This is a genomic window from Stenotrophomonas sp. YJH_SMC_133, assembly GCF_059370655.1.
This window is the reverse complement of sequence record NZ_JCAFTW010000002.1, coordinates 181,313-195,894: the sequence shown is the minus strand read 5'-3', so window position 1 is coordinate 195,894 and position 14,582 is coordinate 181,313. Positions and strand designations below refer to the sequence as shown.

At 64.5% G+C, this 14,582-nt stretch carries 13 protein-coding genes; 5 read left to right on the top strand and 8 right to left on the bottom strand.

Annotated features, from left to right (window positions below; all coding sequences use genetic code 11):
* Positions 1-43 precede the first annotated feature (43 nt).
* The 4 genes from AC5P78_RS03440 to AC5P78_RS03425 all read right to left on the bottom strand — a co-directional run bounded on the left by AC5P78_RS03440 (position 44) and on the right by AC5P78_RS03425 (position 4,176).
* Entirely contained in the window at positions 44-400 is a 357-nt protein-coding gene (locus tag AC5P78_RS03440; protein WP_225792032.1) for a hypothetical protein, read from the bottom strand.
* A 30-nt stretch (positions 401-430) separates the two neighbouring features.
* A complete protein-coding gene (locus AC5P78_RS03435; RefSeq protein WP_088431965.1) occupies positions 431-811 on the bottom strand; it encodes a hypothetical protein in 381 nt (126 codons plus the stop codon).
* Positions 812-877: 66 nt separating this feature from the next.
* A complete protein-coding gene (locus AC5P78_RS03430) occupies positions 878-3,406 on the bottom strand; it encodes an RHS repeat protein (protein WP_495217148.1) in 2,529 nt (842 codons plus the stop codon).
* Between the two features lie 317 nt (positions 3,407-3,723).
* Positions 3,724-4,176: a PA2169 family four-helix-bundle protein gene (locus AC5P78_RS03425; RefSeq protein WP_005411167.1), complete on the bottom strand. Its 453-nt coding sequence runs from the start codon at positions 4,174-4,176 to the stop codon at positions 3,724-3,726.
* Between the two features lie 554 nt (positions 4,177-4,730).
* Here AC5P78_RS03425 and AC5P78_RS03420 point away from each other — a divergent pair.
* Together AC5P78_RS03420 and AC5P78_RS03415 are read left to right on the top strand one after the other, a co-directional pair.
* Entirely contained in the window at positions 4,731-7,565 is a 2,835-nt protein-coding gene (locus AC5P78_RS03420; RefSeq protein ID WP_099561661.1) for a TonB-dependent receptor, read from the top strand.
* Positions 7,566-7,825: 260 nt separating this feature from the next.
* The gene (locus AC5P78_RS03415) at positions 7,826-8,854 is read left to right on the top strand and encodes a hypothetical protein (RefSeq protein ID WP_049396428.1); all 1,029 of its coding nucleotides are present in this window, start codon (positions 7,826-7,828) and stop codon (positions 8,852-8,854) included.
* 27 nt (positions 8,855-8,881) lie between these two features.
* On the opposite strand, the gene AC5P78_RS03410 is transcribed toward AC5P78_RS03415, so the two are convergent.
* On the bottom strand, positions 8,882-9,775 hold the full coding sequence (locus AC5P78_RS03410; RefSeq protein WP_024957912.1) for a DMT family transporter: 894 nt from the start codon (positions 9,773-9,775) through the stop codon (positions 8,882-8,884).
* 64 nt (positions 9,776-9,839) lie between these two features.
* Between AC5P78_RS03410 and AC5P78_RS03405 the strand changes: the two genes are divergently transcribed.
* Entirely contained in the window at positions 9,840-10,643 is an 804-nt protein-coding gene (locus AC5P78_RS03405; RefSeq protein WP_088431974.1) for an AraC family transcriptional regulator, read from the top strand.
* 85 nt (positions 10,644-10,728) lie between these two features.
* On the top strand, positions 10,729-11,370 hold the full coding sequence (locus AC5P78_RS03400; RefSeq protein ID WP_005411173.1) for a glutathione S-transferase family protein: 642 nt from the start codon (positions 10,729-10,731) through the stop codon (positions 11,368-11,370).
* Between the two features lie 23 nt (positions 11,371-11,393).
* Here the strand turns inward: AC5P78_RS03400 and AC5P78_RS03395 are convergent, their stop codons facing one another.
* Together AC5P78_RS03395 and AC5P78_RS03390 are read right to left on the bottom strand one after the other, a co-directional pair.
* Complete coding sequence (locus tag AC5P78_RS03395) at positions 11,394-11,801, bottom strand: hypothetical protein (protein WP_005411174.1); 408 nt, start codon at positions 11,799-11,801, stop codon at positions 11,394-11,396.
* A gap of 49 nt (positions 11,802-11,850) precedes the next feature.
* Positions 11,851-12,270, bottom strand: a complete 420-nt coding sequence (locus AC5P78_RS03390; RefSeq protein ID WP_005411175.1) for an H-NS histone family protein — start codon at positions 12,268-12,270, stop codon at positions 11,851-11,853.
* 118 nt (positions 12,271-12,388) lie between these two features.
* On the opposite strand from AC5P78_RS03390, the gene AC5P78_RS03385 reads away from it, so the two are divergent.
* The gene (locus tag AC5P78_RS03385; protein ID WP_012481352.1) at positions 12,389-12,781 is read left to right on the top strand and encodes a DoxX family protein; all 393 of its coding nucleotides are present in this window, start codon (positions 12,389-12,391) and stop codon (positions 12,779-12,781) included.
* Between the two features lie 18 nt (positions 12,782-12,799).
* Here AC5P78_RS03385 and AC5P78_RS03380 read toward each other — a convergent pair whose 3' ends face one another.
* The gene (locus AC5P78_RS03380) at positions 12,800-14,575 is read right to left on the bottom strand and encodes a serine hydrolase domain-containing protein (protein WP_232503862.1); all 1,776 of its coding nucleotides are present in this window, start codon (positions 14,573-14,575) and stop codon (positions 12,800-12,802) included.
* Between the last annotated feature and the right edge of the window lie 7 nt (positions 14,576-14,582).

Sequence of the window (14,582 nt, the reverse complement as noted above, 5' to 3'; positions counted from 1 at the left end):
CGATACCCCAGGATCATCGCGTCCTGGATCCATCCGTGGAGCGTTACGCGTGAATGAAGATCGACTGGAGCCGGGTCGCCCAGCCATTGCACCCGGTGGAGTTGAACGCCTCGAGCCGGACATTCTTCCCCGATGTCAGCGCTGCCAACGCCGCCGCGTAGGCTTCCTTGGCTCCCGGCCGGGACATGTCGATTGCAAAGGTATCGGTATTGCAGAACGCCGTACTCGAAACATGCACGTACACAATTCCCGCCGGGCCGTCCATGTACGGCCGCAGCGACAGAATCGTCATCTGATCGCTGGTTGGCTCCGCCTTCAGTGGTGCAGACAGGCACAAGGCCAACGTCAAGGCCAGCCCCGCTCCCAACCTCCTGCGGAAGCCCGGCGTCGCGTCACTCATCATCATGTAGTTCCCCTGTGGATTCAGACATCAGGCCTCAGGCATCGTCACGGCCCTCAGCTGCATTACTCCGGAGGTGCAGCCGTCGACACGCAATCCGACACGCAGCTTGTTCTGCCAGGCGATGAGCAGCATCGAGACCATCTCCCTCTGCATCGGATGATCATTGAGGAGAATGAAGCGATTGCCACCCCCACAATCCGAGCCCGCTGGAAGCACACCTTGCGTCACCAGGTAGAACCCTTCCCCGCCCCAGCCAGTTGCGACGGATACGATCCGATGGCCTTCCAGGTTGTAAGGCTCAGCATTTGCCGTTGAGGCCAGGCCAGTTCCCAGCACTGCCACCAGCGCCAGCAGGACCTTGCCGCCGATGGCGCCACGCGGGCGCGATACAGCACGTACTCCAGCCATGTTCTTCCTTCCCCTGTCATGAATAACCGGTTGACGGTGCACTGCGGCCGGTGCAGCCCGCTACGCTCAGCCCAGCAGCAGCTGGTACAGCAGGGGCACGATGTCACCCTGCGGACGCTGGACATGCGAGACATCGGACACCGGCGTGCAGCTCCCCGTGGCGCCACAGGCAAGCACGCGATACGCATAGCTGGTGGCAGGGCGTGCGGCCGACGTCCAGTTCGCGGCGTTGCCTTCGTAGACCGTGGTCCAGGTCACCCCGTCCACGCTTTCCTCGACGACGTAGCGGACGGCAGAGGCCACAGGCGACCACCCAACGAAGTCCTTCGCGGCCGGCGAACGCCGCATCGGCACCGCTGCCTTGGCGACCAGGCTTCCGCCCAGCGTGATGTAATCGGTCCGTTTGTCCTCGCGCTCGCTCGCCTGGTAGCGGAGGACGCCGGCGTGGTCGTACATCGAGGTGATCCGTCCGAACGATGAATCTGTCTGTGTGCGGCGACCGTCAGCGTCGTAACGGTAGCTCTCGGAACCTGCCGCCGCACGCAGCCGGTTGCCGAAGTCGAAGGTGAACGGCTGCCCGTTCTTCGCCCGCAGATTGCCCTGCGCATCGTAGGCCAGGCCGACCACGGTTGACCCTCCGCAACCGTTGACCTTGACGTTGGTCAAGCGCCATGCGTTGTCATAGCAGTAGTGATGGTCACGGCCGAGAATCGTCACGCGCGTGAGGTTGTCCAACGCGTCATAGCTGTAGCTCGCCGAGCCGAACATGGGCGAGGAAGCCGAAACGAGCCGATCCAGCCCGTCATAGCCCAGATTGCGGTTGCCACGCTGGTTGCGGCCCGTGGCACCGTCAGTGATTGCCAGCACATTGCCGACCGCATCGTAGTCGTAGCCGTCGCTGAGGATCCGGGTTGCGCCAAGCGTGTCCTGGCTTTCATCCGGCAACTGGCGCGCGTTCTGCACCATCGTGTGGACAATACCGTTGCCATAGGTGAACCGACGAATCGCCCCGTTGGGGTAATAGACCACGCCAGCGGCGTAGGAGCCCGCCTGCCCGGCCTGTCCCAGTGCGTTGGGCGCATACGCGACCACGTTGCCGGAGGGATAGCGATGCGCGGACAGGTTGCCCAGTGCGTCGTAGGCATACCCCATCGCCAGCGCTTCGCCATCGGTGGGGCTCTGCACCTCACCGATGAGCAGCCCGCGACGGTTGTACGCATAGCTGTTGTGCGTCTCCACCCCAGCGTTCAACGTGGTGACCTGCTTGACCAGGCCATCGGGCCAGTAGCTCCAGCGCTGGTTGCCATTGCCGTCGGGGAACTGCAGTGATGCGAGCCGGTTGCGTGCGTCATAGGAACGCACCACCCGGCGCCCGCTCGCCGCGGCACTGTCCTGGTTGCAGTTGCCTGCATCGGACAGGTCCAACCCCTGCGCGCTTCCCACCGGGTTCGATGCGGCGTCGTAGTCAATTACGGTGGCGCCGGTTTCCGGTTCGATCGTCTTGCACAACCGCTGCGCCGCATCGTAGACATAGCGCCGGGTCGACGTCACCGAGCCATTGCTGGCCCTGCGGGTGATCGACGTCGGCTTGCCGAAGACGTCCCGCGGGATATCCAGCACGGCTCCCTCTGCCAGTTCGATACGTACCGGCCAGTCAAGCTTCGCGGCATCTGCACCGGTGTAGGTCACGACGGTCGGGATACCCCTGGCATTGGTAGTGCGCACGCGCCGCCCCGGCAGGTACTCGGTTGTGCTGACCAGCGCGCCAATCTCGGAATCCTGGCTGACCTGGACCACCCGCCCAAGTGCGTCGTACGTCGTACGGACGCCAGTTCCGGCGTCCTGGACCGTACCGACCCCCGCGACAGGATAGGACTGGAAGGTGACCCGCCCCTCCGTGTCATAGGCGGTCACCGAGGCCCGCTGCGTGCCGGCTTCATTGCCCGCGTCGTACTCGCGCACCAGCAATGGGCGCCACAGCGCATCGTAGTAGGTGACCTTGCGCGCATTGCCGGTGCTGACCGTCTGCCGCCAATGACCGGCAGGAATGCCGTACTCGGCGCCGCCCACCTGGGCAAACTGTGTCGTGGTGGACGCCCAGTCCACCGTATCGCCGTCGGGGTAGTCGACCAGCGACATGCGCCCCATCGCGTCGTAGTCGTAACGCGTGGTGTTGCCCCGGCCATCGGTGATCCAGCGTATCCAGCCATTGTCATCCACGCCGGCAGACTGGGTCGAACCATCCGCATACTGGATGTTCCCGGGGATGCCGCGCTTCCAGCCGGACAGGCTCACCGTATTGCCACGCCCGTCCACCACGGCGCGAACGGTACCGTCGCTGTTGTAGTGAATGGTCTGCTGGAGCTGGCCGAAGGCATGGATCCGCTGGGGCTTCGCGGTGGCCGGGTCATAATCCACCTGGGACTCGGTCCGGCCCGTGTCCTGGTTGACCGACGTCCGGACCTGGCCAAGCACCCACTTCGACAGATCATCGTGATAGGTGATGACGTTGGTCTTGCTGTAGGACTGCGCCCCCGCACTTCCCACAACCGTGCCCAGCAACATCATCGCGGAAAGTGCATTGACTCGACGCATCGTCAGTGGGCCTGTTCGCAATGGATGGCGATGGGACAACCAGGATCAGGCAACGGAAAGACCGGCGAAGCGCACATCACAGCAAACCGCGCACACGCACAAAGCCGGACGCGACTGCATCCGGTTGGCGATTGACGTTGATGCTGGACGAAGCCCCCTTCGTCATGCCGCGCCTGTTCCCTGGACTCGGCCAAGTATAACCATGGAAACGGGGCCGGACGCCCGGTCCTTCGCAGCCCTGCCGGGCTGCGAAGGTTCCCGGGCCATGACGCGCCTCCGGGGCTCGACGGCCGCGATCGGCCGCCCGGCGCGGGACGTCAGGCAGCCTTCATGGCGTGCTTGCGTGCCCGCATGACGTTGTGGCACTCCTGCACATCCGGCAGCAGCTGGGTCACTTCCTGGCGCACCGCGGGCGGCAGATCGTTGTCCTGCAGCACATCCTTGAACGCGCCCAGCAGGCGGTCTTCGGATTCTTCCAGTTCGGCCACGTAGCCGTAGTTGGTATCACCAAACGCGGCGCGCACCTTGCCGTAGAACTGCTGCATCGAACCGACCATGGTGCCGTGCTCGGCCGGCTTGCCGCCGCTGGCGGCGACCGAACCACTCAGCGCCGCGACGATCCGCGCCTTGACCCCGGCGATACGGGTGAACAGTGCCGACAGTTCGGCATCCTTTACCTTCGTTGCGGCTTCCTCATAGAAGGACTTGCCATCACGGGCGATCTCGATCAGGTCGTTGAGGCGATGTTCGATGGTGGACTGGGTGCTCATGGCGTCGCTCCTGTGTGCTCGAAAGTCAGTGGAGAATGACAGCGCGTCGGCACTGCCTTCGACCTCACTATCATCGTCCTCGTGTGCCGGCCGGGTGAGTACGAATTGATGTACACATCACCATGCGGAACACGTGCTGACTTCTTCATTGCCGGCATCATTGAATGTTCACGGAAAACACGCATGCGATGCCTGCCTCACCATGGCGCGATGACGATGATCACACTGATCAGCAGCGCAATCGCCAGAATCACCAGCAGCACATGCCATTGCTTCCAGCTGGGTTTCGGCTTGCCAGGCGTATTCATCGGCGGCCTCCTGTGTATGCCGGGAAAGGAGCTGCCAGACTGAAGCGAAACGACATTGCACAACGTCGACGCGACGTGCACTCCCCGTGCAGGACAGCGGCCAAGGGCGCGCGAAGATAACGCGTCCATAACGCAGTTCAAATGTGAGCGGGATGTTAGGTTCCTCTCGATTCCGGGTAACGGAATGCAGACCGGTCGTAGCGCCGCGCGCATTGCGACCACACAACGGATTTGGAGAGAGAAACAATGCACTACAAATACACTCTGCTTTCGGCAGGGATCGGCGCCGTGTTGGCTGCCGTTTTCTCGCCGGCTGCCAATGCACAGGACGACGCTGCGAAGTCTCCGAAGAACCTGGACCGCATCCAGGTGACGGGATCGGCGATACGCAGCGTGGATGTGGAAACCCAGCAGCCGGTGCTTGCCATCTCGCGCAAGATGATCGAGCAGCAGGGCTTCACCACCATCGCCGACGTCCTGCAGAACCTCACGTCGGCCGGCGCACCAGCGCTCTCGCGTTCGCGCACGCTGTCGTCCGGCGAAGACGTCGGCGGCAGCTACGCAAACATCCGCAACCTCGGCGCCACCCGCACCCTGGTGCTGGTGAACGGCAAGCGCCTGGGCGCCAGCACCAGCGGCCTGCAGGACCTGAGCCAGATTCCAATGAGCGCGGTCGAGCGCATCGACGTGCTCAAGGATGGCGCCTCGGTGCTCTACGGATCCGACGCCATCGCCGGCGTCATCAACATCATTACCCGCAAGAGCGTCGAGGGGCTGGAGCTTTCGGCGCAGCATGGCCAGTTCAGCCAGGGCGACGGCAAGGACAGCACGTTCTCGCTCGTTACCGGCGCGCGCGGCGAGCGAGGTGGCTACACCTTGGCCCTGGAATACCAGAAGGCCGACCCGGTGTTCGCCCGCGACCGCTGGTTCTCCAAGCATGGTGGTGCGGGGCCGGGTTATCCGCGCGCGGGCTGGAGCGACCTCAGCCAGAACGGCTCCTGGTGTGACCCGGCGCTTTACGACTGTGCCACCGGAAATTCCGTGTTCAAGACACTCAATCGTGGTGGCGACCCGAAGAACCCGAACGATTACCATCCGATCACGCCGGCCGAGTATTCCAACGGCAACGAGCAGATGCATGTGCAGACCGGCATCGAGCGCCGGTCGCTGTTCCTCAGCTCCGACTATGCACTGAGTGACCAGATCACCTTCACCACCGATATCGGCTACAACGAGCGCATCTCGGACCAGCAGATTGCCGGCTACCCCTACGAATCGACCAAGTTCGGGACGCCGCTGGCCGGCAACAGTGCGTTCAATCCGGTCGGCCATGACATCGCCTTCAACCGCCGCCTGTGGGAGCTTCCGCGCACGACCGAAAGCAAGCTGAAGTCGCTGCGCGTGGCACCGACGCTGTCGGGCTACTTCGAACTGGCCAGCAAAACGTTCGACTGGGAGGTGGGCGCGCTGTTCAACCGCAACGAGGTGACCAAGACCGGCCGTGGTGACATGAGCCTGATCGCCTCGCGCCAAGCGCTGGGACAGTCCTTTGTTGATGGCAACGGTGTAGCACGCTGTGGCAGCGCAGGTGCACCGATCGCCGGCTGCCTGGCCTGGAATCCGCTGCTGCCGTACGGCGTTGCTGGCGCCGGCTCGCTTGCCGACCCGGAACTGCAGCGCTTCCTGTTCCCCACGTTCACCGATACCGGCATCACCAAGACCCGAAGCTACTTCGCCAACATCTCCGGCCCGGTGCTGGAACTGCCGGCGGGCGAGCTCTCGGTGGCGATGGGCTACCAGTACCGCAAGGAAGAAGGACGCTACGTTCCCGACGCCTTTGCCCAGTCGCGCCAGAGCACTGCACTGGGGGCACAGACCACTGCAGGCGGTTACAGCCTCAATGAAGTCTTCGCCGAAGTGAATGTGCCGGTGCTGCGTGACCTTCCGTTCGCCAAGGAGCTGACCGTCAACGTTGCGGCACGCTATTCCGACTACAGCAACTTCGGCAGCACCACCAACACCAAGGCCAGCTTCGCCTGGCGCCCGGTCGAGGAGCTGATGGTGCGCGGCACCTTCGCCGAGGGCTTCCGTGCTCCCAGCATCTCCGACCTGTATGGCGGCCTGGGCACCAGCTTCGAAACCTACGTGGACCCCTGCGGCATCGGCGCCACCAACAGCGTCAACGGCAACGCGGCCTGCAACGCCGCCGGTGTTCCGCGTGGCTACGAGCAGCTGGCCCAGGGCCTGAAGCCCTGCACCAGCTACCCGTGCGCCACCCCGAACGAGTTCACCACGGGCTCGAACCCGAACCTGCGCCCGGAAGAGTCCAAGAGCAAGACCGTCGGTGTGGTCTGGAGCCCGCGCTGGGTCAACGGTCTGGACATCAACCTGGACTGGTACAGCTACAAGATCACCAACATGATCATCGAGGACAACGTCGATCGCATCCTCCGTGACTGCTACGTGCTGGGCAATGCCTCGCGCTGCGGCAGCGTCAAGCGTGCCGCTGATGGCCACATCACCAGCATGTTCTACGGCCTGACCAACCTCGGCGCGATGAAAACCGAGGGGTGGGACCTGGGCATCCGTTACCGCCTGCCGGAGTACGCGTTCGGTCGCTTCACCCTTGACCTGCAGAACAGCTACGTCTCCAAGTACGACGAGGAGAAGCAGAACTCGGCCGGTGACACCATCATGGACGGTCGTATTGGACGCCCTGGGGTGTTCCGCCTGCGGTCCAATCTCGGCGTCAACTGGCAGCTGGGCAACCTCTCGGCCCAGTACACGGTGCGCTACTACTCCGGGATGATGGAAGGCTGCATGCCAAACCGGCCCTGCACCGCGCCCGAACGCATCGCCAACGGCGAACCGGATGCCGTGCGCAGGGTCGGCTCGAATGCGTTCCACGACATCCAGGTCAGCTACAGGCTGCCCTGGGATGGCACCGTGGCAGTGGGCTCGAACAATGTGTTCGACCATCGCGGCCCGATCATGTTCTCCAAGCCGCAGAGTTCCTTCCCCTACTACGGCGGCTTCGATATCGGCCGCACCGTGTACGTGAAGTACTCGCAGCGCTTCTGACCGTAGCGTCCGTGCACGTGGCCGGCGGAAGGGGAGTTCCGCCGGCCACGCCGCACACAACCTCCACCCAATCTCCACGCTACTTCGCCCCAATCTCCAACATCCCCGGCAACACTGGCGCAACGGCAGCAGATGGAGCAGGCAAGCGAGGATCGCCCGCGCGGCATCCACCTCGCCCGACCTCTCCGGATTCACCACTGAATGCGATGGACCACCCCCTCCCCGCTGCGGGGATGAGGCTGGTCCAAGGGAAGCAAGCGATGACAACGGCAGTACACAGTGGCTTGACCGATCTGGTCATGGATGCGCAGCGCTACCTGCGCCGGATCCTGCCCGGCCTGGCCTCGGTGGTCGGCCCCGTGGCTGCGGCACGCTTCATCCCGCAGACCATGGCCTCGCGCTATCACATCGCCGAGCTGACCCTCTATGGTGAAACGCCGGCGATGCTGGCAGTTCCACGCGTCCCGGGCGAATCCAGCAGCCGCGTCATCCAGGATGTGAAAGTGCTGCGCTCAGCGGCAAAGGCCATGGTGCTGTATGTCTCGCCGTACCTCACCCCCACCCAGCGCAGGTTCCTGGTCGAGAACCATATCGACTTTGTGGTACCGCACAACCAGCTGTACGCCCCCAGCCTGGCGATCGAGTTCCGCGATGCGCCCGACCACGAGAAGAAAGCGATTTCGCTGCTGCCTTCGGCGCAGGCCGTGCTCATCCACGTACTCCTGTCCGGCCAGGTACGCTGGTGGTCGCCGCGTGAGGTCAGCCGTGCTGCCGGATACACCTCGATGACCGCGTCGAGGCTCTCCGCTGAACTGGTCGGTCGCGGACTGGCCGAACGCTCCACCGGCGGACGCGAACGCTTCCTGAGACTCGCCGGCAGCCGCGGCGAGGTCTGGGCGAGAGCGCAGCCGTTCCTGCGCTCCCCCGTGCTGAAGGAAGTGGAGGTCTGCTGGGAACAGGTCGCCGACGTTCTGGCCCGACATGCTCAATCCGCCCCCCAGGCAGGGACGGAAGCAATGCTTGCGGTGCCGTCGAAAGACCACGGCATCACGCGCGCCCTGTACATCGATGCCTGGCGGAAGCTCGGGGCACTGCCTGCAGCCGGCCCCGACTGCACGCGCAGCGGAACGTTGCAGATATGGTCGTATCCGCCTGCCTTCACCGGTAGCGGTGACCGCGTGGACCCGCTGTCGCTGTACCTGAGCCTGCAGGGCAAGCGCGGCTACGACGCCGACGCGCTGGAGCAGGAGGTGGAGCAGGCGCTGTGCGGGACGACACGCCACGGCTGAGGTCCGCGCGGGTCCGGCCCGACCGCGTCAGGACGCTTCGCCCCCACTCGCCATCGTCGCGCGCTTCGCTGCGTACTCGGCGAAGACCACACCGGATACCGCCAGCACGCCCCCTGCGAGTACCCAGCCACTGAGCGATTCGCCCAGCAGCAGCACGGCCAGTGCGGCGGTCACGATCGGCACCAGGTTGAAGAAGCCGGAGACACGCGCTGCGCCCAACCGTGACAATCCGGTCATCCAGGTCAGTGGGGCCAGGATCGACGCGCATACTGCCGCAAACCCGATGCAGCCGACCGCGGTGAGATTGTTCACCCCGGTACCGACCAGCAGCTGCGCCGGCAACAGGATCAGCGACGCGGCGGTGGCCTGCAGGAACAACGATTCCAGCACGGTCAGCGGGATCTTCCAGCGCTGCATCAGCACGTTGTAGGCGGCAAAGGCCAACGCACCGATCAGCATGATCGCATCACCGCGGTTCACGCCCTGAGCGGCCAATCGTGCCAGGTCGCCCTGCGAGACCACCGCCACCACCCCGACAGTGGAAATCACCGCACCGGCAATGGAGGTACCGCGCACCGGATGGCCCATGAACACGCGTGACAACGCCAATGCGAGCAGTGGAATCAATGCCTGGATCACGCCCATGTTGGTGGCCGAGGTGAAGTGCGCCGCATAGTACGCAAGGCACTGGTACATCACCCCGCCCAGGCACCCCAGCAGCAGGAAGCGGCCAAGGTTGGCACGCACGGTCTGCAGGTTGTTGCGCAGCCGCGGCAGCGCGAAGGGCAACAGGACAATGGCCGCCACCAGCCAGCGGAAGAATCCAATATCGATGGGACCGACCGCGCCCGAGGCCAGCTTGGTCACGATGGTATTCGCGCCCCACAGCAGGCAGGCAAGGATTGGGAAGAGGTAGTTCAAGAGCGTGGGTGTACGTGGGGGAATGGCCAGCGTACGCTTGGCGCATATCGAGGACATCCTGAAGATGCGTCACTCCGACCCCGGGTTGCGGCAACCGATGGAACCCATCCCCACCTTCCGCCAGCTGCCCGGTCCGGTCTACTTCCGGCAGGGTGCGATGGAGCCCACCGACTGGGGCACGCACAGCCATCCTTGGGGCCAGTTCAACTTCGTCGCACAAGGGGTGATGGAGATGAAGATCGACGGCGAGTGGATGGTGTCCCCGCCCCATTACGCGATCTGGATCCCACCGGGAATGCCCCACTATTCGCGCAACCGGTCGCGGTTGGCCTATCGCTCGGCCTACCTGTCGCCGGCGTTGTCACGCCGCCTGCCCGAGCGTTGCAGTGCGCTGGAAGTCAGCCCATTGCTGCGCGAGCTGCTGCACGAGCTGGCGCGACAGGGCGTGACCGATCCGCGGACGCCGGCCCAGCGGCGCATGGCCGCCGTGGTGATCGACCAGATCCTCAATGCCGCAGTGCTGCCCAGCTTCCTGCCGATCGCCAGCAGCGATGCCCTGAAACAGGTGATGGCGTACATCGAGAAGCACCTGTCCGCAGCCGAGTCGGTCGCCGATATCGCGCAGCGGCATCATATGAGCGTACGCAAGCTGGAGCGCATGGCACGCAGCGAGCTGGGCATGTCACTCGGTGACTGGCGCGGTCGGGTGAAGTTCGTGCGTGCCACCGAAGCGCTGTGCACACGCCGACCGATCAGCCGGATTGCCGAGGAGCTGGGCTACTCCGGCGTCAGCGCCTTCGCAGAGATGTTCAAGCGGCACGCACAGTGCACGCCGGACCAGTACCGGAAACTGCATCAGGCGGGGTGAAGAGCGCATCGAGGGATGTCGATTTCCGTCCTCGTCGTTCGTCGGAACAGAAGAGACAGGCCTTCCCGCCTGCAGGAGCGCCGCGATGTCCCCCATCCTCACCGCCTTTGCCACCTCCCCCGACCGCGGCCAGGGCCTGGCCCGTGACATGCGCGTGCGCTGGGCGCTGGAGGAACTGGGCGTGCCCTATGACGTGCAGCTGCTGACCTTCGCCGAAATGAAGCAACCTGCCCACCTGGCGCGGAATCCCTTCGGACAGATTCCCACCTGGCAGGAGGGCGACCAGGTCCTGTTCGAATCCGGCGCGATCGTCCTGCACCTGGCCGAACAGCATGCCGGCCTGCTGCCCGTCGGTCCGGATGCACGGATGCGCGCAGTCATGTGGGTGTTCGCCGCGTTGAATACGGTGGAGCCACCCATCGTCGAGCGCTCGATGGCCTGGGTGCTGGAGCGCGAACAGCCCTGGTATGCACAGCGATTGGTGATGCTGGACGAACGCGTGCGGATGCGTCTCTCGCAACTGTCCGCGTGGTTGGGCGCGGCGGCGTGGCTGGACGGCGGGTTCAGCGTGGGCGACCTGATGATGGTCTCGGTGCTGCTGCGCCTGAAGAGCAGCGGCCTGCTCGACGAGTACCCGCTGCTGGTGGCCTATGTGGCACGGGCGACGCAGCGTCCCGCCTATCAGCGCGCGTTTGCTGCACAGTTGGCGGTATTCCAGAACGGGTAGTTCCACGCCATGGGTGGAAACACTCAGCGCAAGCTGCGCCGGCAGGCGGCCTGCACCAGCATCAGCTGCGCTACCAGGATCAGCATCGCGCCGCCTGAAAGCAGCCACGGGTCGATGTACCACTGCGCGTTGAAACTGAAATCACCGGCGGAAATGCGCTTCCAGCCATTGAAGTGCTGCATCGCTGCAACCACGAACGCGAAGCCGCCCGCTGTGTACGACAACCAGGGCACGATGAGGCTCCCCGGCCGCGCGAACAATGTCAGCACGCCCAGCACACCGATGACAGTGCGTTGTACGCGGCAGTATGGGCAGACATAGGCCATCCCGCTCCACTCCACCGCCCAGGCCAACAGGCTGACCAGCACGGCCACGCCTGCGGCTGTGTACAGGACTTTCGGCGTGATCGTCATGCCACCCTCGTGTGCCATCCGGTGCTCCTTGGTTGAAAGACCCGGGCAGGGTAGCAGTGCTGCAGCCTCATCCCTTCTTGATGACAGTCCGCTTGCCGATGGTGCTGGTCTTGCCAGCGGTCGGCCTGGCCAAGCCAGGAATCAGGAAATCGGTGGCCTTATGGCCCATCGACACCTTGGACGCCAGCCAGCGCGGCATGCGCCCGCGACCGGTCCAGGTCAGGCGCTTGTATTCCGGGTCGCGATACTTGGGCGCGACTTTGCCGGATTTACGGCGGGTGGGTTTGCGGGCGGGCGCAGGTGTTTCCGAAGCTTCGCCACCGAAGAGTTCTTCGAGGGTGTAGCCGGCTTCGGCCGCGGCAGCCTTCAACATCCGCCGCACCGCGCTGGCCGGACGGCGGCTGGAAATGAGCTGTTTCCGCTGTTCAGCGGCAACCACCAAGGCGCCCAGCTCCCGAAGGCTGAGCGATTCAATATCGATCATCATGATGGAAAGGTGTCCTGCGGCCGGCCAGCTGTCAAGCCGCCTTGCCCGGTACGTAGACACGGGCTTCACTGCCGGTGGGCTCCGATCGCCTTCGGCAGCCATCTCCGAGGACTTCGACGTGAGCAACTCATCGCATTCGCTCGCCTACCTGCTTGCGCGCATCCTGCTGATGGCACTGTTCCTGGTGTCCGGCATCGGCAAGCTCGGCGACCTCAGCGGTACCCAGGGCTACATGGAAGCGATGGGGGTACCCGGCATCCTGCTGTGGCCTACCATCGCCTTTGAGATCGGCAGCGGCCTGTGCATCCTGCTGGGCTTCCAGACCCGGCTGGTATCGATCGTGCTGGCAGGCTTCAGCCTGGTCACCGCCTTCATCTTCCACCACAACGTTGCCGACCCCACCCAGCAGATCATGTTCCTGAAGAACCTGGGGCTGGCCGGTGGCTTCCTGCTGCTGGCCTGCACCGGGGCGGGGCGCTACAGCATCGATGGGCGTGGGCGGCGCGGGTGAGCACGCGGCATGCCGCCATCATCCCTGGCCCACGGGCTGGACGCGTTGCAGACGCAGGTTGCGCCATGTCGGCTGGGAGCTGCGGAAATCCACCGCTTCGCCATCGCTGGTGAACAGCAGGCCTGGATCCACTTCAGTGACCAGGCGGATGCCATCGATGTACAGCCAGCCCTGTCGCTGCTCCAGCACAACGGACATCGACGGTTTTCCCCATTGGTCGATGCGATAGCGCCCCAGCCAGGGTTGCCAATGGGGCGCGTGCGGCCCGGTGGACCCATCGATGGGATCGTTCTGGTCCAGGCCATCCTCGCCGTTCGTACATTCCAGGTGCGCCGGCAGCCTCTCCGTCGCCGCATGGTAACGGTACGTCGCAACCTCTCCATCGGTGTCCGTGGTGAACAGCTGGTCGCTGTCGATGGCCGCAAACCGTCTGCCCACAGCTTGCGCCCCACGATGCAGTTGCAGTTCACCGCTTCCGGCAACCACGATCTTCGCCTTGCCGCTGCGCCCTATCCAGTCTCCCGCCATCCGCTGCATCTGGTCCTGGTTCAACCTGATCGGCGCCAGGGACGATAGCGGCACACGCGGCTGACGGGGCCCGAAACGCGCCGACAGCAATTGATCGAGCAGACGCTCGCCGATGCCGTACCCTGCGGACGTCGCGCGGTTGAACATCGCGGCGAATCCAGCGTTGGCCTGCCTGCAGTAGGTGAACACGCACCCGAATCCGAAGCCTCCGCCGCGATGGTGCAGCAGCCGCACCGGTGTACCACCGTAGAGGCGTTCGCTGCGCATTACACCGAGCCCGTAGTCACCGCCCAGGCCGAAACCATGCATCTCTTCCCAGAGACGGGGCTCAAGCAACTGCTGCGCGCCGGATTCTTCGCCGCCGAGAAGGAAGCCAAGATACTTCGCCATGTCGGCGGCACTGGTCCAGACGCCTCCCGACACCACCAGCGGTGTCACTGGCGGCACCTGCGCATAGCCCTCCTGGGTTCCCAGTGCCCGACCCTTGCTTGCCAGGTAGACCGACGCATCGGCCGTACTGTCGTGCATTCCCAGCGGCTCGAAGATCCGGCGTTGCAGCCATGCCGGATAGCCGATGCCCGCAACCTGCTCAAGGACATGACCGGCAAGGTCGAAGCCCAGGTTGGAATAGCGATAGCGCGTACCCACCGGAAAGCGCAGCCATGTCTGCGAGATGCTGCGGACGTGCGCATCAAAGCCCGGTGACGCCGGTTCGTAATTGTTGCCCAGCGGCGCCTCGTGCGTGAATCCCGCGCGGTTGGCAAGCAGCAGGCGCAGGGTGATGCGCTCCTGCGGGGAATGCTCGAAGCGACTGCGCACGGTGAACGACGGCAGATAGCGGGTAATGGGCGCATCCAGATCAAGAATGCCGTCCTGCACGGCCAACAGCACCGCCACCGCCGCGAAATTCTTCGAGGTGGACTGGATGCTGAACATCGTGCTGGCGTCCGCGGCCGCGCTACCCTGGCCTGATACGTGACCGAAGCCTTCAGTCCAGCGCACCTGCCCGCCTTCGACCAGGCAGACGGCAGCGGCACCGATGCCGCTGCCTTGCATGGCCGAGCGGATCACGCCGCGCTCCGCTTCGATCAGGTTCCCGGTGGTGACGGAGGGCTGCGCCGCCGTGGCAACACCGGTAAGCATGAGCGTGGCCGCCGGAACAGCCGCGACATTGGCCAGGAAGGCGCGACGACTGAGCGTACCAGGCATCAGATCACTCCACTTCGGGATGCCGCCATCTTCCCGCCAGCAGAAATGGCGGGGCATGTGTCAT

Bases quoted from the DNA above. Each gene is read 5' to 3' on its own strand.
- AC5P78_RS03440 (WP_225792032.1), bottom strand. From the start codon at position 400: ATGAGTGACGCGACGCCGGGCTTCCGCAGGAGGTTGGGAGCGGGGCTG.
- AC5P78_RS03435 (WP_088431965.1), bottom strand. From the start codon at position 811: ATGGCTGGAGTACGTGCTGTATCGCGCCCGCGTGGCGCCATCGGCGGC.
- AC5P78_RS03430 (WP_495217148.1), bottom strand. From the start codon at position 3,406: ATGCGTCGAGTCAATGCACTTTCCGCGATGATGTTGCTGGGCACGGTT.
- AC5P78_RS03425 (WP_005411167.1), bottom strand. From the start codon at position 4,176: ATGAGCACCCAGTCCACCATCGAACATCGCCTCAACGACCTGATCGAG.
- AC5P78_RS03420 (WP_099561661.1), top strand. From the start codon at position 4,731: ATGCACTACAAATACACTCTGCTTTCGGCAGGGATCGGCGCCGTGTTG.
- AC5P78_RS03415 (WP_049396428.1), top strand. From the start codon at position 7,826: ATGACAACGGCAGTACACAGTGGCTTGACCGATCTGGTCATGGATGCG.
- AC5P78_RS03405 (WP_088431974.1), top strand. From the start codon at position 9,840: ATGCGTCACTCCGACCCCGGGTTGCGGCAACCGATGGAACCCATCCCC.
- AC5P78_RS03400 (WP_005411173.1), top strand. From the start codon at position 10,729: ATGTCCCCCATCCTCACCGCCTTTGCCACCTCCCCCGACCGCGGCCAG.
- AC5P78_RS03395 (WP_005411174.1), bottom strand. From the start codon at position 11,801: ATGGCACACGAGGGTGGCATGACGATCACGCCGAAAGTCCTGTACACA.
- AC5P78_RS03390 (WP_005411175.1), bottom strand. From the start codon at position 12,270: ATGATGATCGATATTGAATCGCTCAGCCTTCGGGAGCTGGGCGCCTTG.
- AC5P78_RS03380 (WP_232503862.1), bottom strand. From the start codon at position 14,575: ATGCCCCGCCATTTCTGCTGGCGGGAAGATGGCGGCATCCCGAAGTGG.